Genomic DNA, 19,134 nt, shown 5'->3' on the forward strand with positions numbered 1-19,134 from the left:
TGTATAAAGAAAAAAAAGGCTGGCAATTTATTGCCAGCCTTTTCTTAGTCTTCTTTGCTATCTTTCTTAAAAACAGAGCTCCTGAAGTCAACAGCAGAAATCCCTGCTCCTAAACCTACCAAAATGGCAACGATTAACCAGAAAGTCTGAGCTCCTGATGCTATAGGGGCAGTAAATATTTCTAATAACATGATGAAATGGTTTTAAATGTCAAATTTGCTTGCAATTTAACACTCAAAAAGGGGATTACAAAGCATATTTTTAAAAAGCCTTAATCCCTGGAGGGATTTGTGAAAATATGACTTTTGACCTTTGAAAAAAATGATTATTTGGATAGGCTTCTTGACATAATCATGCGGAACTTTTAAAAGTTAGCTTAAATTTATATAGGCAGGTTCATGGCTTTTCATTGGTGGCTACAAAATCAGCCCACCTTGAATGCCTCTCATTTCAGAACAATTAAATGGTCGACAATTGCCACTGTAAATAGGTAAATATAAAAGAAGAAGATGGGATTTTACGATAAGTTGGTCCTTCACCAAATATTACGGTGTGATTTCAACATGCAATAGAAGAACTATTGCACATTTTGAGATACATTCTCATCGCAGATAAGTTTTGCATCGAATCATGGAAAAAGAGTCAATCAAAATCATCATATTCATCAAAGAGGTCATCAATAATGTCATCTTCCTCCAGTTCGGTAAAATTCATGTCAAAATCATCCTCATCCTCATCTAAAAATACATCCTCTTCCATATCGTATTTTTCGTCATTAAATTCGTCTTCGAATTCATCTTCAAAATCTTCATTCATAAATATAAAATTGATATTAAACAGAAATAATTGCTGCTAAATAATGGAAAAAATAGCAATTTTCAACACTCCTAAAAAAATAAATTTTTCGATTACTATTGTGTTAAATTTCAAGGATGAAAGAAACTCAATAGAGAAGGAAAGTTAACAATTGAAGTGGGCTTGTTGGCTATCAAACTTTAAGTGCAGTTGGCACTTAATTATTTAGGGGTAATGATAGCAGATTGGTAGTATTGTGTATGCTGACAGAAAAGTTAGAAAATAACCTGATGAAATGTGCCTTGAAAGATCAACTTGGCTTAGTATTTCCTTTGGAGGATTTGCCACTAAAAATCAGTTTGATATATTGTTTTATCAAAGGTTTGGTTAAATAGTTTTTAACCTTTGCATATTGCCCGGCCTTTGTGATGTCCATTTCATCAATGGAACTACTTAATATGTAAATTTCAGGATCTTTTTTTTCGGGCTTAAATGTTTCTAAAAAATCCCATCCATTCATATCTGGCATGTTGATGTCTAGAAACAAATAATCAGGCCGAATTTTATATATGTCTTTTAATGCGGCCGTAGCGCTGCTAAATGAAAACACCTTAAATGGTTCCAAAACATTCCTTGAGATCAGTTTTTCAGTTACGAATATACTGATAGGATCATCATCTATTAAAACTATTTTTATCATTTAATTACAAAAAACAGATGGTAAAACGCATTTATTATATTATAAAAATAGTAAAAATAATCTCATTAATAGAATAAATGTAGTTTTTTAATGGCCATTTTTTAAATTAATTAATTTTTTAGGCTAATATTGTAGTTCTTTTATTAGAAAATTATCGAAAGAATGTTTTGAAGCATTTAAGAAGTGCATTTATTAATTCTTCTAATAATTAGAATGGTTGTTTTTGTTTTATCATTTTGCTGAATTGATAAATAGGGAATTTCAAATAAAAATATTGCCCTAGCTCTTTAACCCCCAGTAAATTATATTAAAATTTTGGCCAAGTGGCATTTGTCTATGGAATATAGTTCATAACTTGAACCCCTATTTAGGATGAGGATTTGATATTGTCTCTCCCAGTTGTTCTGATCCCTGCTGTAATTTCAAAGGGATATGTATGTTTAAATTTTAACGAGTATAATATCAATTGGTTACGAAAATTTCAAGGTTTGCCTGATGTTTAACAGTATCAGAGACGTAATAGAATTGCAAAAGTCTACCTTAAGTTAAAAGGCAGTATTTGATAAAGCATTAAATGATTGATTAAAAAATGAACAAGCCAGATTTTGAGGACATTTTTATGGAGTTGGCGGTAAACTTAGCACAGCGTTCCCATTGCATAAAAAAACATGTAGGTGCTGTACTGACCAAAGACACTCGAATAATTTCTATTGGTTATAATGGACCACCACCTGGCACGCACAATTGTGATGAAGAATTCCCAGTGGAAGGCTGTAGAAGAGACAGCAAAGGGAGTTGTTCTCTTGCTTTGCATGCAGAACAAAATGCCATTTTATATGCTGTGAAAAATAAAGCTACTGTAGAAGGCTCTACTTTGTTTGTTACTTTAGCACCATGTCTCCCGTGTGCCAGAATTATCTATTCTATGGGCATTACAAAAGTAATTTTTCTTAATTCTTATGCAGAATACAAAGGTATAGGAATTGATGAAGGTCTCGAATTTTTGAAGAAATTTGGCGTTACAGTATCAAAATACACCAAATCAATAAGTAATGGAGATGATTTAATCTAAACCTGAATTAAATTTTCGGAATTAACTACATTCACTTCTCTTTCCAGGGAAATGCCAAATTTCTCTTTTACTTCCGTTTGGATTTTTTGGCTTAATTCCAGAATATCTGCTCCTTTGCCATTTCCGTAATTTACCAAAACCAGGGGCTGTTTTTTATGCACGCCTACTTCTCCGTTCCTGACCCCTTTCCAGCCAGTATTTTCAATCAACCATGCTGCAGGTACCTTAACATGGGAAGCACTAGGATAGCCCGGTAGACTAGGAAATTTTTGCCTTAAAGCATCGAAGACATCTACAGGGATCACTGGATTTTTGAAAAAACTTCCAGCATTACCAATTTCTTTGGGATCGGGAAGTTTGGATTGTCGAATACGAATTATTGCTTCGCTTATATTTTTGGCTGTAGCTGTGGCTTGGTTCATCTGATCCAAAACTGTTTTTATGTCACCATAGCTAATATTTGGCTCGTGGATTTTGGATAAGTTGAAAGAAACCTTGCAAATGATGTATTTCCCTTTCAATAGGGTTTTAAAAATGCTCTCTCGGTAGCCAAATTTCACTTCCGAAGGAAGAAAAGTTTTAGAAAGTCCAGTACTGATTTCTATGGCTTCAAGACTATGGAAAATAGCTTTTATTTCAACACCGTAGGCACCAATATTTTGCATGGGGGCTGCGCCTACTGTCCCTGGGATTAAGGATAGGTTTTCAATTCCACTAAAGCCTTTTTCAAGACTGTAAAGGACAAATTCATGCCAAATGACCCCAGACCCAGCCTCGATCAAAACCGTTTTATCATTCGTTTTTATTTCTTTAATGCCAGTGATATTAATTTTCAATACCAGTGCATCAAGGTCTTCAGTGAAAAGCACATTGCTTCCGCCACCTAAAATAAGAATCGGTTTCTTTGTTTTTCTTGCAAAGGCAAGGGCTTCAAGAATATCTTCTTTATTTTTCACCTCAGCGAAAAAACTTGCGTTTACATCAATTCCAAATGTATTGTAGGCCTTTAAAGAAATATTTTCCTGTATCTTCATTGTCTTATTCAAATCACGAATTAAAAGATTATTTAATCAATTTGGAAAGATTACATCAAATAAGCGCTTTATAATTATTAAGTATAATGGTTTAAATAGGGAGACCAAAAGACCATTGCTACTGAGAGTCAGGCGAAATTGGACATAGAAGAGTTAATTATGAAAGAAATGGTTATCAACGGGATCAGGGTAAGGCCAGGACAATCCCTGAATATAGAAATTGCTATTGCCAGACTTCCGACACATACATTGATTGATTTGCCTGTATTTATCAGAAGTTCAAATATACCTGGTCCTACTGTGTTGATCAGTGGCGGAGTTCATGGGGATGAGATTAATGGTATTGTTACTGTTAAAAGGATGTTGGAGGAAAATATTTTTGAACCAATAAAAGGTACCCTAATTTTTATTCCATTGGTAAATGTTTATGGTTTTTTAAGTAATTCCCGCACATTTCCAGATGGTAGAGACCTCAATAGGAGTTTTCCGGGGAATAATAAAGGCTCTTTGGCTTCCCAGATAGCCCAAATTCTTACCAGAGAAATTATTCCCCAAATAGATTATGGTATAGATTTTCATACAGGAGGCAGAATGCTTTCCAATCATCCACAGATAAGGGTCGATTTCAAAGATGAAAAAGGACTAAAGCTCGCAGAGGTATTTGGAGCAAATTTTACAGTGAACTCAGCTCATATCGATAAATCATTTCGTAAGGAAGCTTTTAAAAACAACAAGCACATTTTGGTTTTTGAAGGAGGAGAGTCCATGCGTTTGGATGATAAGGTAATTCAAGAAGGGATTGCAGGAACCGGTAGATTATTGAAATACCTTGAAATGATCGAAGGTGATTATCCAAAGACCTTAACGCATAAAATTGAGGAAAGTAGTTGGGTTCGCGCAAAGGTTTCTGGCATTTTTAACGCTTCTGTCTCGCTTGGTGAGGAAGTGAAAAAGGGGCAAATGCTTGCCAAAATTTCTGATCCATACGGCCAAGTAAAAGTCCCGGTTAAAGCATCAGCTTCAGGATATATAATAGGAATTAACAACCTGCCCGTAGTGAATGCAGGTGACGCACTTGTTCATATTGGTAAGTCTCAAATGGAAGGATCTATTCCGACTTAATAGGAAGATTAGCTTTATACCATTGGGCTCACCTATATTGATGAAAAGGCTGGTTGGCACTTATCTATTTGATCATGATTACTCCTTCGCTCAACTTTATGGTCGTTTTAGTGTCGCATCCTTCAGCATTGGAGTAGGTTAACAAGTGAGTTACTGCGGATTCTCCAGTTCGTTGGATCGTCCAACTTTCCTCACCAGAAATAGGTCTGAATTTCAGTAAGGAAAGGCATTGGTGGGTTATGACTTTCGGGCTTGTAATTACTGCCTCTAATTGGTTTCCACCCCAATTTCTTCCTTTCATCATTCCGCTACTACTTATTTCCGTAAGCTTTTGTGACTGCATTTTGCCCTGATGTTCCAGGTCCAAAATAAGTCTAGTACTAGATCCATTCCCGTCTTTTAATAGAAGCGTGTCTGAAGACTCCTCCAGGATTATTCCGGAGCTAGTTTTTTGCGCGATATGGAATAACCGGTGTCCTTCAAATTTACTGTTATCGTACTGATAATCTTCATAAGTAATTTTAATGGAATCATTGGTATTGCTGGAAATTCTACTGTATTTCAGCAATAATTTTCCCTGACGATCCGTTGATCCTCCCTCGCATTGTGGGCTGTCATAATCGAGCGTCACGGTCAAATTGTCCTCGCCAATAGTTATCATTGGGCATCCCGGGAGGCTATCTGTAAAAATAGTGTTTGAAAAGACCGATACATCATAAAATGCCAGGTAAAAATGATCATCCAAAGACTTTGAAGCCCAGTAGGCTTCCTCTCCTTCAAAAGACTGATCAATCTGCAAATCCTTGTTGGTGTCAAGGTTACAGGAGAAAAGAAAGGTTAAAAAAACCAGTGGGATAAATTGCTTCATTTTTATGCGTTATTTACATTGTTCCCGTTAAATTAATCAAAGATAAATAAACTTTCACCCAAACATTTCAATCCTTTGAAATTTATGTACTTTGAGATATATTAGATATCAATAATTAAAAAAAATGAAATATCAGGAAGGTATGCTCGTTCATAATGCTTTAAAAGGTCATGTCATAATGATATCCGGAGGTGGTACTGGTTTAGGAGCTGCCATGGGCAGGTATTTTTTAACGCTAGGTGCTAAATTGGTAATATGCAGCAGGAATTATGATATTTTACAAAAGGCTGCTCATGAAATGGAAAGTGAAACTGGAGGAGAGGTTTTTCCCATAGCCTGTGATCTGAGGGACTATGATCAGGTGGAAAAAATGTATGAACAGGCTTTGGCTCATTACGGTAGGATTGACAGTGTGGTCAACAATGCCGCTGCAAATTTTATCAGCCCCACAGACAGATTATCTCCTAATGCTTTTCATACTATAATAGATATTGTATTGAAAGGGACAGCCAACCTAACACTTATAGCAGGAAAAAACTGGATCAAAGAAAAGACCGCTGGGACATTTTTAAACATTGTAACAACTTATGCCTTTACTGGCTCCGCTTATGTAGTACCAAGTGCTGCCGCCAAAGCAGGTGTTTTGGCGATGACCCGTTCCTTGGCGGTAGAGTGGGCCCCTCACAATATCCGATCGAATGCCATAGCTCCAGGACCTTTCCCTACGGCGGGAGCCTGGGAGCGCTTGCTTCCTGGGGAATTGGCGGAGAAGTTTGATCCTTCCCTAAGAGTTCCGCTTGGTAGGGTAGGAGAGCACCAGGAATTGGCCAATCTGGCAGCGTATCTTGTTTCTCCCTTTTCTTCCTATATCAACGGGGAAATAATCACCATTGATGGAGGTGAATGGCTTCAGGGAGCCGGACAGTTTAATGGGCTCAGGGCCATTAAACCTGAATGGTGGGATGCGATGGAAGCAAAAAGAAAGAAAAAATAAATTTCGGAATACGAATTATTTCTAGAAAAGAAAGTAAGGTTTTGAAACCCTAGCATCTGTAAATTCTGGGTTAAAGTAGCATTTTTCTAACTGCTTTCTTTGTAGTATCTGGTTAATTTATGAATTCAGTACCATAACGATTCTCAGCCTTAGCAATAGGGTAAATTAGGAATAACCTATTATAGTTGGTCTTCCTTAAAAACCGGAGGTTTTTTAAATGGCAATTCCAGACTATGGTCCCAAGAAGGAAGAACTTTGCTTATGTTTTGCTCATTAATTGAGGTGGTTTCTATAAAGTACCAATTGCCCCTGCTTTCGGTACCCACAGCTATTAAGTTGCTCTCAGAGGTAATCGTTCCCCCAGGAACCTTCGTAATTGTAATGAAAGGCACTACAGCGTGAACTTCTGTAGCATTGGTGCTGAATTTAATGTCGTCGCCAAACTCCAATGTGGTTAGTTTTTGCCCTTTATTGGTTTTGGTGTCCTGTATTTGCTTGAGGATATTCTTCATAGCAGGCCTGCCTCCAGCCCTTTCAATTAACTTAGGATAGGTGAAATCTAAAAGGATTTCATAATCACCATGAATTTGAGCGTAAGCATAAATTTGCCCTGCCGTTTTTATTTCTTCGATGACCTGTGCTTCTGCCGTTAAGGTAAATTGACAAACACATACAAAAAGATAGCATAAAAAATTCTTAACCATAACCGTTTCAATTTATCAGCTAAATTAGGTTTAAGTAAAGAAAATTCAAGTTATATGGCCGGAAATTTTACTGTTCAATATCTAAAGCGTCAAAGCTTTCCAATTCACCTTCTCGAATTTGATAGCTAACTTGTATAGGGTTGCAGCAGACTTCGCAGTCTTCGATGTAATTTTGATCTGGTATACTCGGATCCAAAAGCATGGATATTTCTGCCAGACAATACGGACATTGAAAAAAATGTTCTAATTCCATAATGGCTTAATCTTAGTTCATACCATTTTACTAATTTTCATAGAGCTGGAACAAAATAGAAATTGGCATTCATCCTAGTTGGGAGCCCTATGTTATTTTTGATGATTTCTATGAATACCATCTAACTCTTTCAAAATACACCGATTAAATCAAAAGCCATGGATTTTAGCCCATAGGAAAGTGAAATGCAAACACCGGATTTTGGAAATATTGTTGCCTTTAATTCTACAACAATGCTGCCAAAATCTTTACTAAAGTTAGATAAATAACGCTACTTACCAATGTCTTAGAATTCGGGTTTAAAACCACATTGGATTAAAGTCACAAAAGCAGGAAAGGATAAAGTTTTATTTTTTCAATTACAATCCGCTTCCCGATAAAGATATGGGTGCGTTTTTGCTGTCCAGAACTTCAGTGTTTTCACACTTCAAAATACGGTAAGGGTATTTTTTTAGCAATTCGTAATTATGGGTAGCCATCAATATGGCAGTGCCTCTTTTATTAATCTCCTGAAAAAGTTTAAAAATACCGTCCGAGACATCTGGATCAAGATTTCCAGTGGGTTCATCTGCCAGAAGTATAGAGGGTTCATTTAGTAATGCTCTTGCGATAACCACACGTTGTTGTTCACCTCCTGAAAGTTGGTGGGGCATTTTAGTAGCTGCACCTCCAAGACCTACACCCATCAAAACTTCGATCATTCGATTTTTCATCTTGAGCTTGTCTTTCCAGCCGGTAGCACGCAATACAAAATAAAGATTTTCGGCCACCGTTCTATCAGGGAAAAGTTGAAAATCCTGAAATACAATGCCCAATTTCCTTCGAAGGAATGGGATGTCTTTTTTATTGATGTCTTGAATGGGATAGCCGGCAACCGAAGCCTTACCCATGATCAATGGTAAATCTGCATAAAGGGTCTTTAACAAAGAGCTTTTTCCACTTCCTGTTCGCCCGATTAAAAAAACAAACTCCCCTTTTTCAATGTCGAAGTTTACATTTTTTAAAATGGTATTTATGCCTTGAAAAATACAAGCATCTTCTACCTTGACCACTGGCTCATTGGAGAAAACCATATCAGAGATCTAATTTTTTTAGTTTACCGAAAGGAAGTTCTTTGATGAGCTTTTCAAGCTCCTCTTCTTTTCCTCCAAGCCCGAATTTTTCAATTTTTTTAAGTGGCCTATCTGCCCTGAAGTAAGCCACAAGTACAAAATTTTCATCCCTGATCTGTATATAATCAGGGATTTTTGCTTTTCCCTTTACCTTGATAATGTACATATCCGGTTGTTTTTTTATTGTAACCTTATAGCTGGGCAATAGTTTTCAAAATGGGGCAGGAATTCAGCCTGCCCCATTGATATTTAATTGTTTGCCTTGGCATGGTCTGCCAGGAATTGAGCCAATCCTTTGTCTGTAAGTGGGTGATTCAATAAACTTGTAATCACTTTAAGGGGGCAAGTTACCACGTCAGCACCTAGTTCAGCACATTTTATCAAGTGCATGGTGTGGCGAACAGAGGCCGCAAGGACTTCAGTTTCATAACCGTAATTTTGATAAATATGAACGATTTGACCGATCAAATCCAATCCGTCGAAACCGATGTCATCCAGTCTTCCAATAAAAGGGGAAAGGTAAGATGCACCTGCTTTGGCAGCTAAAATCGCTTGTCCGGCAGAAAAGACCAAAGTGCAATTGGTACGGATACCTTCACTTGAGAAATATTTGATGGCTTTGATGCCATCTTTGATCATTGGTACTTTTACAACGATTTTGTCGTCAAGTTTCGCCAGTTCTTTACCTTCTTTAATGATTCCCTCAAAATCAGTAGCAATCACTTCTGCACTTACATTGGCATCTACTATGTTGCAGATAGCCTTATAATGGTTGATGACATTTTCGTCACCGCTGATTCCTTCTTTAGCCATCAAGGAAGGATTGGTAGTAACCCCATCTAATACACCTAGATCATAGGCCTCTTTTATTTCGTTGAGATTCGCAGTATCAATAAAGAATTTCATGCTTGTTTTTAGGTTTGTTGATATGTACCGGTAAATTTAAGCCAAAATTAACAAAAAGTAGGGGCTTGTGTACGAAAAGGACAAAAAAATAAGCGGCATCGCACCGCTACGACCGCCTACCCTTGCTTCCTTCCGGACCTGGGGGATTGAGCGGGAGCTGGTCGTGCCGCTTGCAACAAAGGTAACTAATTTCGGTTCATGTACAAAATATTTTTACCACACTTCTCTAACCCCTTTATAATCAAAGAAAAAAAAATCTGGCAATATTATTGATATCATTTCTTTAGAAATTACCTTATATTTTCGGTGCTTTGTAGGCATAACAGTTATTAGCTATGAAAAAGACATTAAGTATTTTAAGTTTGGTATTTATAATGAGTTCGTGTGCACTTATCCAACCAAGGATTCCTTATCAATTGGGCATGTCTGAAAGTAAGTTTCTTAGACAGAATAAGGATGCAGTTATCAGTCAAATAAGCGAAGACAAAAAAGTGTATAGAGTCAATAACGGAGACAGGTTTTACCTATTGGTCACTTTTGAAAACGATGCCCTGACAAACCTGGAGGAAATGGAATTGACACCACAATGGCCAGCACAACGTTACATGGAGGAAAATAACCCGAATTATAACAATCCAAATTATAACAACTCTAACGGAAACCCCAATAACTATCCACGGCAGAATAACCCTAATTGATCGTTTGAAATGTGGATGTGAAAAAAAATTGCCGCCAACAGGTTTTTTATATGCCATGTTTTGTTTTGGAATAAGTCAATGGGCCTTCTTTTTTTAAGGAAGGCCCTTATTTTTGGTTATAAGGCCGTGTGTGTTTTGGCATTAAATAAAAAAATGTATTAAGTTTATTGGATTGCTTAAAATTATGATTTAATATTTTCTTATATTTAATCCTTATTTAGCATAACAATTCACAATATCATGAACAATAACAGGCGGAAATTTTTAAAGAAAATGGGGATGGCTGGAGCTGCTTCGGCTATCGTTCCCGCAGCATTTGCAGGAGCCGAGCAAAGGTCATTTTCTCAGATGAGAAGAAATACCGAGATCCCTGCAGAGAAGGAATTGAAAATAGCGTTGATTGGCGCTGGGATTATGGGTTCCCAGGACATGAATACAGCACTTCAACATGACAATGTGGTTATCGTTGGTGTTTGTGACTTGTACGATGGCAGATTGGATTCCGCGAAGGAAAAATGGGGAGAACACCTGTTTTTGACCAAAGATTATAAAGAGATATTAAAAAGAAAAGACATTGATGCTGTCTTGATCGGTACGCCCGATCATTGGCACAAGCAAATAAGTATAGATGCACTGAATGCAGGCAAACACGTTTACTGTGAAAAGCCTATGGTGCACAGTGTCGAAGAAGGCAAAGCGGTCATTAATGCCTGGGAGAGTTCAGGGAAAATAATGATGGTAGGAAGTCAAGGGATTTCCAGCCTTGGAAATGAAAAAGCCAAGGAACTGTTGGCAGCAGGTGCCATTGGAGACATCAACTACGCTGAGGGTTTCTGGGCAAGGCATTCTCCTGAAGGGGCCTGGCAATACAATGTGCCGGAAGATGGTACATTGAAGACGGTGGACTGGGCAAGGTATATTTCCAATACCACTGATCGCCCATTTGATCCACTAAGGTTTTTCAGATGGAGAAATTACCTTGATTATGGTACAGGGATGTCAGGAGATCTTTTTGTACATTTATTTACCAGTCTTCATTTTATCACCAATTCATTGGGGCCGGACAAAGTCTCAGCCATGGGTGGATTGAGGTATTGGAAAGACGGCAGAGAAGTTCCCGATGTTTTATTGGGAATGTTTCAATATCCAGACAGTCAACAACATCCAGGTTTTAATTTGTCCTTGCGTTGTAATTTTGTGGACGGTACCAGTGGTTCTACCTACCTGAAAATTGTAGGCAGCAAAGGATCTATGGATGTAAAGTGGGATGAAGTAGTCGTGAAGACCAACCAGCAGGTGTCCAGCGATGATCCATTTATGGAAGCTCAGGCCAAAATGAGGGGAGATGCCCCTGATCGCAAGAAAATTTTACCACCAAATGAAATGGTTTATAAAGTGGAATCCGGATATAAAGGAGCTCATTATGATCATTTTGGAAATTTTTTCAAGGCCATTAGAGAGAATGGTCAAGTAGTAGAAAACCCGGTGTTTGCCTTCCGTGCTGCTGCGCCAGCCTTATTATGTAATGACAGTTATTTTCAGGATAAATTTATTAAATGGGATCCTGTAAATATGAAACTAGTATAATTAAATCTAATATTTAAAACCAATGATGAAAACACTTATTAAAACAAGCGCCTTAATGTTGGCCGCAGTACTTGTAATGTCATGTGCTTCTGATGGCACAGACTTGTTCAATGGTAAAGACCTTACGGGCTGGACAGTTTATGGTACTGAAAAATGGTATGTTGAAGATGGGATTCTTGTCTCTGAAAGTGGCCCTGATGCAGAATATGGCTATTTAGGTACCGAGAAAAACTATAAAAACTTTGAATTAACTGCTAAATTCAAGCAAGACGAGGATGGAAATAGTGGTATTTTCTTTCGTTCAAACTTCGAAGGTACCAAAGTATCAGGATGGCAAGTAGAAGTAGCTCCTCCAGGCAATGACACAGGAGGGGTATACGAATCTTATGGTCGTGGATGGTTGATCAAACCAGATCCTGAGAAAGATAAAAATCTAAAATTTGGTGAGTGGAATGATATTAAAATCCGAGTTGTTGATGACCATGTTACTACCTGGCTCAATGGCGTAGAAATGATAGATTATACCGACGAAAAAATTGGTGAAAGTGAAGGGCAGCTAGCACTACAGATCCATAGTGGTGGAGGCCTTAAGATTTCATGGAAAGATATTAAAGTTAAAGAATTATAAGCTGGCTGTTTTAAAACATCCTGCATTAAAATTCGTAAAATAATATATGAAAAAAGCCCCTTCTATGGGGCTTTTTTGTGTTCGGTTACTATTGTTTGACAAAAGGAACTAACCTTTGAGTCATTTTTAGTAATTTGCGCCCTAGAAAATAATGATATATGTCTAAATTTGATCCGATAAGACCTTTTTATGATAATGAAGTCAATCAGGCACTGAAAGAATATGCCCAGCATCCCATGATGAAGGCCATAATGAATTTCACTTTTCCTGACAGATCAGAGGCTGAATGGGAGGAAATGTTTTTAGATATTCATTCCATCAGAGACTTTCAAACAAAAATTATATATGATGCGGTCCTTAAGGTGTTGGAATTAAGTTCCGATGGTTTGTCTACTTCCGGGTTTGAAAACTTGAAACCAAATACGGCCTATTTATTTATTTCGAACCACAGGGATATTATTCTGGATACCTCTTTGTTAAATGCCACTTTGTACGAACATGGTCTGGTGATGACCACCTCAGCAATAGGTGATAATTTAGTGAAAAAGCCATTTTTAAAAGCGCTTTCCAGGCTCACTCGTAATTTTGTTGTATTTAGAGGGCTAAGTCCAAAGGCCATGTTTGAAAATTCCAAGCTGAATTCTGAATATATAAAGGAAGCTTTGCTAACAAAAAACAGGTCGGTATGGATCGCCCAAAGAGAGGGCCGGACCAAGGATGGTATGGACCTTACCCAAAAAGGGATGCTAAAAATGCTGGCATTGGCCAGTGAAGATACTCCTTTGAAAGACTATTTTCGGCAATTGAAAATAGTTCCTGTTTCCATTTCTTACGAAAATGACCCCACGGACGTTCTTAAAATGCCTGAATTACTTGCTAAGGCCAGGGAAGAGATTTATGTGAAGCAGAAAAATGAAGATTTCAAAACACTGGTAAGCGGAATTATGGGGCAAAAGAAACGCATTCATATTTCCGTAGGAAAAGTGCTGGACGAAGAAATAGGAGAAGTGCTTGGTGCTGAAGGTCCCATAAATAAACAATTGCAATTACTTGCTGAGGAGTTGGATCGGGTAATTGTGCACAATTACCAGTTGTGGCCTACCAATTATATTGCACTGGACATAATGCACAATACCAGTAAATATACAGCGCATTATACCAATGAGGAAATGGAAGCTTTTAAAGAAAGAATGCACAAAGGAATAGATATGGACAATGAAGTAGCGGTACATAATTTTTTGGCAATGTATGCCAACCCAGTTATTCACAAGCAAAATATTGCTCAACCAACTTCCTGATTACCCATTCATTTAAAATAAAAATAACCTCGGTTATAAAGCTTCTACAAGCTTTATAACCGAGGTTATTTTATATTGAATTTGGTCCTGATACAGGTAATTTATTACTTATTTCAATCAATTTAAATTATCCTTATAAGGACTGGTAGTGATTGACTATTATACTTTCCAGAATGCCTTCCTCGAAATTTAGTTTTACCACATCCATTTTATTTTTTTCCAATGTGTAACCAAAGTACCATTGAGGTGATTTCTCCATTTGGGTATCATAGGTTTTCGAGAGGTCTTTGGTTAGTAAATTAATGGCTTCAAATTTACTTTTATACTTCTCATTTTCGCTAATTGTTTTGAGCTTGTCATACAATACCGCTATGTCATCTCCTTTTCTGATGGCGGACTGTGACAGTTCTTGAGGCCATTTTTCAAGTGCCTGACCACTGCTTAAATAAAGGGTTTCGATCCGGTTGTTTTTAATCCCTAGCTGAACACCGGAAGAGGTGCCTATTTTTTCATCCATAAAAATATAGTGATACAGCGGCAATTTGTCTTCCAATTCAGCTACTCCTTCATATATGTTGGAGACAACGTTTATGTATTCAAGTCCTATATCACTTTTCAATTGATTGACCGACTCGTATACTGATTCAGAATTGGTACCAATGGTAAAGGTTTTATACTCTCCAGACTTAATGGTGTCGGTTGAAATGAGTGAAGAAATGGGTGGTTCAGTAATGATTTCCGGTACCGTTTCAACTGTGTTAAGGCAACCTACCAATAATAGAGGCAAAAGGAAAAATGCCCAGCCAACAGTAGTTGATGGCGCTTTCTTGTTTGCAGTCATTTTACTTAAAAATGAGTCATAGGTAATTTTTTTCATAATATAGCATGTTGGTTTAAAGAGGTTTCAATAACTGAATCAAACACTATACGTAACAAAATACGTGTATGTCCTGTTGAAGCATCTTTTTCTTTTATAAAACCTGAAATAGGCAATGGACAGTCAATTGCAATTGCAACATTTCCCTATTGATTCAGGAAATCCTATTGCATAATTCTATTTGACTCCTTTTAAGAAACGATTAGGTCATTAGGTTTTAAATACCCCACTTAATTAAACGTTGAATTTGAGGATTTTACACCGGAGTTAGTTATCCTACCTAACTTTTTCCGAGGTCATAGAATTCCATCTAACTCTTTCTGAAAACAACGATATAATCGATATCCATGTATTTCAAAAATAGATAAGAAACGATTTTGGCGGAATTGTGGCTTGTTTTTGTTTTATCAAAAAAGCCAGAGATTTCACGATTGAATTCCCTGGCTTTCCTTTAGCGGTAATTGCATAAAGGTATAAAATAACGTATTAGCCCTTAGCGGCTAAAACTTCTGGAAGCGATGCCAAACTTGGCAAGATATAGTCTGGATGAGCCGTTTTTAGTTGCCTCTCATTTTGCGCTCCAGTCAATACACCAATTGTCAAACCACAATCTGCATTTTTCCCTTCTTCAATGTCAATGGTAGAATCTCCGGCTTTCAGTACCTCTTGAGGCTCTGTAATGCCACATAGCTCCATGGCTTTGAAGATCATGTCTGGTTGAGGTCGTCCATTCGTTACATCATCGGCAGTTACCAGTCCATCAATGTCCTTTCCTGTTTCCCAGCCTAGTTTCAAAAGTAGCGATAAGGCTGTTTTACGGTCATAACCTGTATTAAGCACCACAAACACACCTTTACTCCTTAAACCTTCCATCATTTCTTTTACCCCAGGAAAAGTTTTTACCTCCAACTGCTCATAAGTGAGTTTTAGGGTTGGTTTAAAATTGGCAAATGCTTCAGAGGCAATGCTGGTAATATCAGTGGAAGTAGTACATGCTTTCAATACATCAGTTATGGCCTGATGCTTTTCCTTGCCTGCTCCATGTGCCAAAACTTCCTCCAATGAAACGTTAAATCCTTTGTCATTGATTACTTTTTGAACGGTTTTGTAAACTACATTGTCCTCATCCACGGTAGTTCCCGCCATGTCAAGTACCACTAGCTTAATGTTTTTCATTTTTATAAATTAAATAGTTTTTCAATGTTTTCTTTAGCAAATGCAGGACTTCCTGTCATTCCTTTTCCACCTATTCCGGTGACAATATGAATATTTTCATCGATTGTTTTTTCAAATAACTCCCCATTTTTACATTGAGCGTAGGTTCCATACCAGCGAAAGGCAATGTCAAAGGTAGGCAGGTCTATTATGATTTTGGCTTTTCGAAGCATATAATGATCAATATCCATGTCCAGATCAAATCCCAGTTCATCACTATTGTTAGCGTCCGCATACTGATGAGAGTCTCCCAGAATAACAGAACCATCCATTGCCTGTTTGAAAAGAATATGGATGCCCCATTTTTTCTCAAGCGTATCATTGGCTTCCTTCTTTTTTATAGAAGCATAGGAAGGACATTCCTGAAAGGCCTCATACCTTCGGATAGATCCTCCGGTCAATAGGGAGCCTGGCAGTTGATAGTACTTTGCCTGTGGTTTGGTCTGCATCATCTGCAATTTAGAAATTTCCATATTGCTTCCTGCAAAAATAGCTGGATACAATGTCTTAAATTCGCTACCACTGCAGATGAGCGCTTTTGAAGACTTTAGCTTTTGACCACAAGTGGTTGTACACCTTACAAATGGCCCATTGTTTTCGCAAGCGATCACGGTTGTGGAAGGGAGATAAGTGAGCCCCATTTTTGCAAGCATAAATTTCAGAAGCCGGTGAATCATAAGGCGCGGCTCTACAGTTATTTCTTCCGGGAAAAACAAACCACCTTTGACATAATCACTCCTAAGCCCTGGGTATTTTTCCAAACAAGTTTGCTTGGAAAGCAAGCTGGAGGGATAACTTCTAGAATTATTGATCAAATCAAGCTCTTCAATCAACTGCATTTCTTCTGCATCAGAAGCAAGATAGACTGTTCCTTGGCTTCTGACAGTTAAGTCAATTGTGCTGTGAATTTCTTTATAGATAGCCAGGCTTTCTCTTCCATAAGCTTGCCACTTTTCATTCATTCCTGAAGGAATTACCTGCCCAAAATTGCGTACAGTTGCGCCTTGTGGAGCCTTATCCTTTTCTATGAGGGCTACCTTTAATCCCTTCTTTAGGGCATGATAGGCATGAAAAGCACCCAAAACACCTCCTCCAACTACAATAAGATCAAACATTCCTTGATTGTGTTTCTATTGTCGACTTTTAACCCGGATTATGTAATAGGATTCGTGATGAGTGTTGCAATCGCAAGAAAATCAGGCTGTTTGGGGATTTTAGCATAGCACCGCTATGGTGAAATTGAAAACAGCAACGAAGTGGCTGATTTTGAAGCGATTTCAGCACGTAATAGATTGTCTTTTGCATATTTCGGGTTTAATGATACTTCATAATTCTGATAGGAAAAAGAATCAGTCCTCCTCAAATATTCCTGAAGGAACCTTTCCAATCCAGGATTCAGGAGTATCCCTAATCCCAAATAACCTGGCCACTATAGCAGAAGTGTTGGCATTTGAATTGGGAGAATTTAAGGCTACACCTTTATTAATTCCGGGACCTTTGATCATCCATGGGACAATCATTTCCTGAACCGATGTACCGCCATGACTTGTGCCAATTCCACCATGATCAGTGAAGAGTAAAAAGTTGCTGTCTTCATATATTCCTTTAGCCTTCAGCTGCTTTACAAACTCCCCGATTTTCACATCAATTTCCTCAATCGCCGTAATAAATTCCGGTGACATCCACTCGTGTCCATGCCCTGCATGATCTACATGCACAGAATAAAGGAAAATCAGGGAGGGTACATCCTGATTACTGACGAGAAAATCCAAGGCTGCCTGGTAATTTTGATCGTAGCGATCGTCTTCTTCAAACTTCTGCTCGTCGAGGTATTTCTTATTGAACGGTTTGATAAGACTTTTCCAATTAAAATAGAAAGCGGTCTTTATATTGGGGACATTGTCCTTTACAATTTTAAAAATAGAGGGGTAATAGCCGTCTTCATCCATCTCTTGGGGAGCAATTGTATGGTCTTCTTTCTCCCAGTCGTTGCCAAATACCCCATGTTGCTCTGGTCCACCGCCGGTGAGGTGACTGGTCCAGTTGGGCATGGTAACAGAGGGCATCACTGTCCTGGTACTCGTGGAAATCACCCCATCAGCAAATAGAGCATCAATATTTGGCGTCTTTGCTTTTTGGTAACCTTCTAGAGAAAAGCCATCAATGCCCAGCATGATTACTCGTTTTGCCACCGGCGCTTTTTCCTGACATCCTATAGTAAACAGTAACGTAAATAAAAGTAGGAGCAGGGTTGACTTGGCTTTTATCATCTGTGGATAAGGTTTTTGTTAAGAATTGTTTTTTTGAAGGAGGAATTCCCGTTTGATAAATATATAAAAAACCAGTGAGCAGAAGGATGTTGACCTTTTATTAAATCTTGTCTTTTTGTTAAATGGTTAAAAATTATTGTTTAAACAGACTTGTAGACATTCAAAAGAGATAGCTGTTAGCTGATTGCGATATGATTTTGTCAGCATTGTTGCAGAAAAAAAGCAACAATACCGCCAAAATCAAGTAGAAGCATTCCTGTAGTCCACGGGTTTCACCCATGGTTATTATTGTTGAAGCCCTCCAGGCTTCTTTAGTTCCCTTTGCGAATACAGTAAATCTCTAATTTGCTCGAATGCTATTTATGTGCTAGCTCGGCTTGGTGGAATGATTAAAATGGCCTTTAATTTATGCCTTAATGTTTAAATTTGTAATACAACCTTCAAAATCTTAATAGGTTGCGATAATTTCGAAACATGAGAAATGTGTCAAGCTTTAGCAGGTTGCGATATGATTTTGTCAGCATTGTTGCAGAAAAAAAGCAACAATACCGCCAAAATCAAATACTAGCATTCTTACAGTCCACGGGTTCGCACCCGTGGTTATTATTGTTGAAGCCCTTTCAGGCTTCTTCAGTTCCGTTTACTAATATTATAAATATCTAATTTCCTCGAATGCCAATCTTATTCTAGCTCGGCTTGGTGGAATGACTAAAATGTCCTTTAAACTATGCCTTAATGTTTAAATTTGTAACACAACCTTCAAAATCTTAATAGGTTGCGATAATTTCGAAACATGAGAAATGTGTCAAGGTTTAGCTGATTGCGATATGATTTTGTCAGCATTGTTGCAGAAAAAAAGCAACAATACCGCCAAAATCAAGTAGAAGCATTCCTGTAGTCCACGGGTTTCACCCGTGGTTATTGTTGTTGAAGCCCTCCAGGCTTCTTCAGTTCCCTTCACTAATACCGTAAATCTCTAATTTGCTCGAATGCCATTCTTC

General features: G+C 37.8%; 21 protein-coding genes and 1 other RNA gene. 7 read left to right on the plus strand and 15 right to left on the minus strand.

The genetic code is table 11. The features are described from left to right. Nucleotides 1-44: 44 nt before the first annotated feature. The 3 genes from AC0L7T_RS09115 to AC0L7T_RS09125 form a co-directional block, all read right to left on the minus strand. Nucleotides 45-191 (minus strand): hypothetical protein, encoded by a 147-nt coding sequence (locus tag AC0L7T_RS09115; protein ID WP_473342248.1) that lies wholly within the window; start codon nucleotides 189-191, stop codon nucleotides 45-47. 451 nt (nucleotides 192-642) lie between these two features. Beyond that, a complete protein-coding gene (locus AC0L7T_RS09120) occupies nucleotides 643-816 on the minus strand; it encodes a hypothetical protein (RefSeq protein ID WP_473342249.1) in 174 nt (57 codons plus the stop codon). Nucleotides 817-1,105: 289 nt separating this feature from the next. Continuing rightward, nucleotides 1,106-1,495, minus strand: a complete 390-nt coding sequence (locus AC0L7T_RS09125; RefSeq protein ID WP_473342250.1) for a response regulator — start codon at nucleotides 1,493-1,495, stop codon at nucleotides 1,106-1,108. A 589-nt stretch (nucleotides 1,496-2,084) separates the two neighbouring features. Here AC0L7T_RS09125 and AC0L7T_RS09130 point away from each other — a divergent pair. After that, on the plus strand, nucleotides 2,085-2,567 hold the full coding sequence (locus AC0L7T_RS09130) for a deoxycytidylate deaminase (protein WP_473342251.1): 483 nt from the start codon (nucleotides 2,085-2,087) through the stop codon (nucleotides 2,565-2,567). Here the strand turns inward: AC0L7T_RS09130 and murB are convergent. Then, on the minus strand, nucleotides 2,564-3,601 hold the full coding sequence (gene murB, locus AC0L7T_RS09135) for a UDP-N-acetylmuramate dehydrogenase (protein WP_473342252.1): 1,038 nt from the start codon (nucleotides 3,599-3,601) through the stop codon (nucleotides 2,564-2,566). The two genes, AC0L7T_RS09130 and murB, sit on opposite strands and share 4 nt — an antisense overlap. A 159-nt stretch (nucleotides 3,602-3,760) precedes the next feature. Between murB and AC0L7T_RS09140 the strand changes: the two genes are divergently transcribed. After that, complete coding sequence (locus AC0L7T_RS09140) at nucleotides 3,761-4,723, plus strand: succinylglutamate desuccinylase/aspartoacylase family protein (RefSeq protein ID WP_473342253.1); 963 nt, start codon at nucleotides 3,761-3,763, stop codon at nucleotides 4,721-4,723. Between the two features lie 64 nt (nucleotides 4,724-4,787). Here the strand turns inward: AC0L7T_RS09140 and AC0L7T_RS09145 are convergent, their stop codons facing one another. Next, complete coding sequence (locus tag AC0L7T_RS09145) at nucleotides 4,788-5,591, minus strand: hypothetical protein (protein ID WP_473342254.1); 804 nt, start codon at nucleotides 5,589-5,591, stop codon at nucleotides 4,788-4,790. Between the two features lie 124 nt (nucleotides 5,592-5,715). Here AC0L7T_RS09145 and AC0L7T_RS09150 point away from each other — a divergent pair, with 124 nt between their 5' ends. Then, nucleotides 5,716-6,585, plus strand: coding sequence for an SDR family oxidoreductase (locus AC0L7T_RS09150; RefSeq protein WP_473342255.1), 870 nt, complete (start codon nucleotides 5,716-5,718; stop codon nucleotides 6,583-6,585). 179 nt (nucleotides 6,586-6,764) lie between these two features. On the opposite strand, the gene AC0L7T_RS09155 is transcribed toward AC0L7T_RS09150, so the two are convergent. From AC0L7T_RS09155 to ffs, 6 genes are all read right to left on the minus strand, one after another. Further along, complete coding sequence (locus AC0L7T_RS09155) at nucleotides 6,765-7,289, minus strand: hypothetical protein (protein ID WP_473342256.1); 525 nt, start codon at nucleotides 7,287-7,289, stop codon at nucleotides 6,765-6,767. Nucleotides 7,290-7,356: 67 nt separating this feature from the next. Then, a complete protein-coding gene (locus AC0L7T_RS09160) occupies nucleotides 7,357-7,542 on the minus strand; it encodes a CPXCG motif-containing cysteine-rich protein (protein ID WP_473342257.1) in 186 nt (61 codons plus the stop codon). A 359-nt stretch (nucleotides 7,543-7,901) separates the two neighbouring features. Further along, on the minus strand, nucleotides 7,902-8,615 hold the full coding sequence (locus AC0L7T_RS09165) for a cell division ATP-binding protein FtsE (protein ID WP_473342258.1): 714 nt from the start codon (nucleotides 8,613-8,615) through the stop codon (nucleotides 7,902-7,904). A 1-nt stretch (nucleotide 8,616) separates the two neighbouring features. After that, on the minus strand, nucleotides 8,617-8,820 hold the full coding sequence (locus tag AC0L7T_RS09170) for a fructose-6-phosphate aldolase (protein WP_473342259.1): 204 nt from the start codon (nucleotides 8,818-8,820) through the stop codon (nucleotides 8,617-8,619). 83 nt (nucleotides 8,821-8,903) lie between these two features. Next, entirely contained in the window at nucleotides 8,904-9,560 is a 657-nt protein-coding gene (gene fsa / locus AC0L7T_RS09175) for a fructose-6-phosphate aldolase (protein ID WP_473342260.1), read from the minus strand. Between the two features lie 84 nt (nucleotides 9,561-9,644). Next, nucleotides 9,645-9,735: signal recognition particle sRNA small type (gene ffs, locus AC0L7T_RS09180), an RNA gene on the minus strand. Nucleotides 9,736-9,895: 160 nt separating this feature from the next. Between ffs and AC0L7T_RS09185 the strand changes: the two genes are divergently transcribed. From AC0L7T_RS09185 to AC0L7T_RS09200, 4 genes are all read left to right on the plus strand, one after another. Next, nucleotides 9,896-10,258, plus strand: coding sequence for a hypothetical protein (locus AC0L7T_RS09185; RefSeq protein ID WP_473342261.1), 363 nt, complete (start codon nucleotides 9,896-9,898; stop codon nucleotides 10,256-10,258). Nucleotides 10,259-10,498: 240 nt separating this feature from the next. Continuing rightward, nucleotides 10,499-11,845 (plus strand): Gfo/Idh/MocA family protein, encoded by a 1,347-nt coding sequence (locus AC0L7T_RS09190; protein ID WP_473342262.1) that lies wholly within the window; start codon nucleotides 10,499-10,501, stop codon nucleotides 11,843-11,845. Nucleotides 11,846-11,870: 25 nt separating this feature from the next. Then, on the plus strand, nucleotides 11,871-12,473 hold the full coding sequence (locus AC0L7T_RS09195; protein WP_473343361.1) for a 3-keto-disaccharide hydrolase: 603 nt from the start codon (nucleotides 11,871-11,873) through the stop codon (nucleotides 12,471-12,473). A gap of 158 nt (nucleotides 12,474-12,631) precedes the next feature. After that, nucleotides 12,632-13,771, plus strand: a complete 1,140-nt coding sequence (locus tag AC0L7T_RS09200) for a 1-acyl-sn-glycerol-3-phosphate acyltransferase (protein ID WP_473342263.1) — start codon at nucleotides 12,632-12,634, stop codon at nucleotides 13,769-13,771. Nucleotides 13,772-13,904: 133 nt separating this feature from the next. Here AC0L7T_RS09200 and AC0L7T_RS09205 read toward each other — a convergent pair whose 3' ends face one another. The 4 genes from AC0L7T_RS09205 to AC0L7T_RS09220 all read right to left on the minus strand — a co-directional run bounded on the left by AC0L7T_RS09205 (nucleotide 13,905) and on the right by AC0L7T_RS09220 (nucleotide 18,133). After that, nucleotides 13,905-14,648, minus strand: a complete 744-nt coding sequence (locus tag AC0L7T_RS09205) for a hypothetical protein (protein ID WP_473342264.1) — start codon at nucleotides 14,646-14,648, stop codon at nucleotides 13,905-13,907. Between the two features lie 486 nt (nucleotides 14,649-15,134). After that, complete coding sequence (locus tag AC0L7T_RS09210) at nucleotides 15,135-15,824, minus strand: phosphonatase-like hydrolase (RefSeq protein WP_473342265.1); 690 nt, start codon at nucleotides 15,822-15,824, stop codon at nucleotides 15,135-15,137. 2 nt (nucleotides 15,825-15,826) lie between these two features. Next, nucleotides 15,827-16,978: a TIGR03364 family FAD-dependent oxidoreductase gene (locus AC0L7T_RS09215; RefSeq protein WP_473342266.1), complete on the minus strand. Its 1,152-nt coding sequence runs from the start codon at nucleotides 16,976-16,978 to the stop codon at nucleotides 15,827-15,829. 234 nt (nucleotides 16,979-17,212) lie between these two features. Then, a complete protein-coding gene (locus AC0L7T_RS09220) occupies nucleotides 17,213-18,133 on the minus strand; it encodes an alkaline phosphatase family protein (protein ID WP_473342267.1) in 921 nt (306 codons plus the stop codon). Between the last annotated feature and the right edge of the window lie 1,001 nt (nucleotides 18,134-19,134).

This window comes from Cyclobacterium sp. 10D3-21 (genome assembly GCF_055809755.1).

What these genes read in the sequence shown, in the direction of transcription:
- AC0L7T_RS09115 (WP_473342248.1), bottom strand. Translation starts at nt 191, where the DNA reads ATGTTATTAGAAATATTTACTGCCCCTATAGCATCAGGAGCTCAGACT.
- AC0L7T_RS09120 (WP_473342249.1), bottom strand. Translation starts at nt 816, where the DNA reads ATGAATGAAGATTTTGAAGATGAATTCGAAGACGAATTTAATGACGAA.
- AC0L7T_RS09125 (WP_473342250.1), bottom strand. Translation starts at nt 1,495, where the DNA reads ATGATAAAAATAGTTTTAATAGATGATGATCCTATCAGTATATTCGTA.
- AC0L7T_RS09130 (WP_473342251.1), top strand. Translation starts at nt 2,085, where the DNA reads ATGAACAAGCCAGATTTTGAGGACATTTTTATGGAGTTGGCGGTAAAC.
- murB (WP_473342252.1), bottom strand. Translation starts at nt 3,601, where the DNA reads ATGAAGATACAGGAAAATATTTCTTTAAAGGCCTACAATACATTTGGA.
- AC0L7T_RS09140 (WP_473342253.1), top strand. Translation starts at nt 3,761, where the DNA reads ATGAAAGAAATGGTTATCAACGGGATCAGGGTAAGGCCAGGACAATCC.
- AC0L7T_RS09145 (WP_473342254.1), bottom strand. Translation starts at nt 5,591, where the DNA reads ATGAAGCAATTTATCCCACTGGTTTTTTTAACCTTTCTTTTCTCCTGT.
- AC0L7T_RS09150 (WP_473342255.1), top strand. Translation starts at nt 5,716, where the DNA reads ATGAAATATCAGGAAGGTATGCTCGTTCATAATGCTTTAAAAGGTCAT.
- AC0L7T_RS09155 (WP_473342256.1), bottom strand. Translation starts at nt 7,289, where the DNA reads ATGGTTAAGAATTTTTTATGCTATCTTTTTGTATGTGTTTGTCAATTT.
- AC0L7T_RS09160 (WP_473342257.1), bottom strand. Translation starts at nt 7,542, where the DNA reads ATGGAATTAGAACATTTTTTTCAATGTCCGTATTGTCTGGCAGAAATA.
- AC0L7T_RS09165 (WP_473342258.1), bottom strand. Translation starts at nt 8,615, where the DNA reads ATGGTTTTCTCCAATGAGCCAGTGGTCAAGGTAGAAGATGCTTGTATT.
- AC0L7T_RS09170 (WP_473342259.1), bottom strand. Translation starts at nt 8,820, where the DNA reads ATGTACATTATCAAGGTAAAGGGAAAAGCAAAAATCCCTGATTATATA.
- fsa (WP_473342260.1), bottom strand. Translation starts at nt 9,560, where the DNA reads ATGAAATTCTTTATTGATACTGCGAATCTCAACGAAATAAAAGAGGCC.
- AC0L7T_RS09185 (WP_473342261.1), top strand. Translation starts at nt 9,896, where the DNA reads ATGAAAAAGACATTAAGTATTTTAAGTTTGGTATTTATAATGAGTTCG.
- AC0L7T_RS09190 (WP_473342262.1), top strand. Translation starts at nt 10,499, where the DNA reads ATGAACAATAACAGGCGGAAATTTTTAAAGAAAATGGGGATGGCTGGA.
- AC0L7T_RS09195 (WP_473343361.1), top strand. Translation starts at nt 11,871, where the DNA reads ATGAAAACACTTATTAAAACAAGCGCCTTAATGTTGGCCGCAGTACTT.
- AC0L7T_RS09200 (WP_473342263.1), top strand. Translation starts at nt 12,632, where the DNA reads ATGTCTAAATTTGATCCGATAAGACCTTTTTATGATAATGAAGTCAAT.
- AC0L7T_RS09205 (WP_473342264.1), bottom strand. Translation starts at nt 14,648, where the DNA reads ATGAAAAAAATTACCTATGACTCATTTTTAAGTAAAATGACTGCAAAC.
- AC0L7T_RS09210 (WP_473342265.1), bottom strand. Translation starts at nt 15,824, where the DNA reads ATGAAAAACATTAAGCTAGTGGTACTTGACATGGCGGGAACTACCGTG.
- AC0L7T_RS09215 (WP_473342266.1), bottom strand. Translation starts at nt 16,978, where the DNA reads ATGTTTGATCTTATTGTAGTTGGAGGAGGTGTTTTGGGTGCTTTTCAT.
- AC0L7T_RS09220 (WP_473342267.1), bottom strand. Translation starts at nt 18,133, where the DNA reads ATGATAAAAGCCAAGTCAACCCTGCTCCTACTTTTATTTACGTTACTG.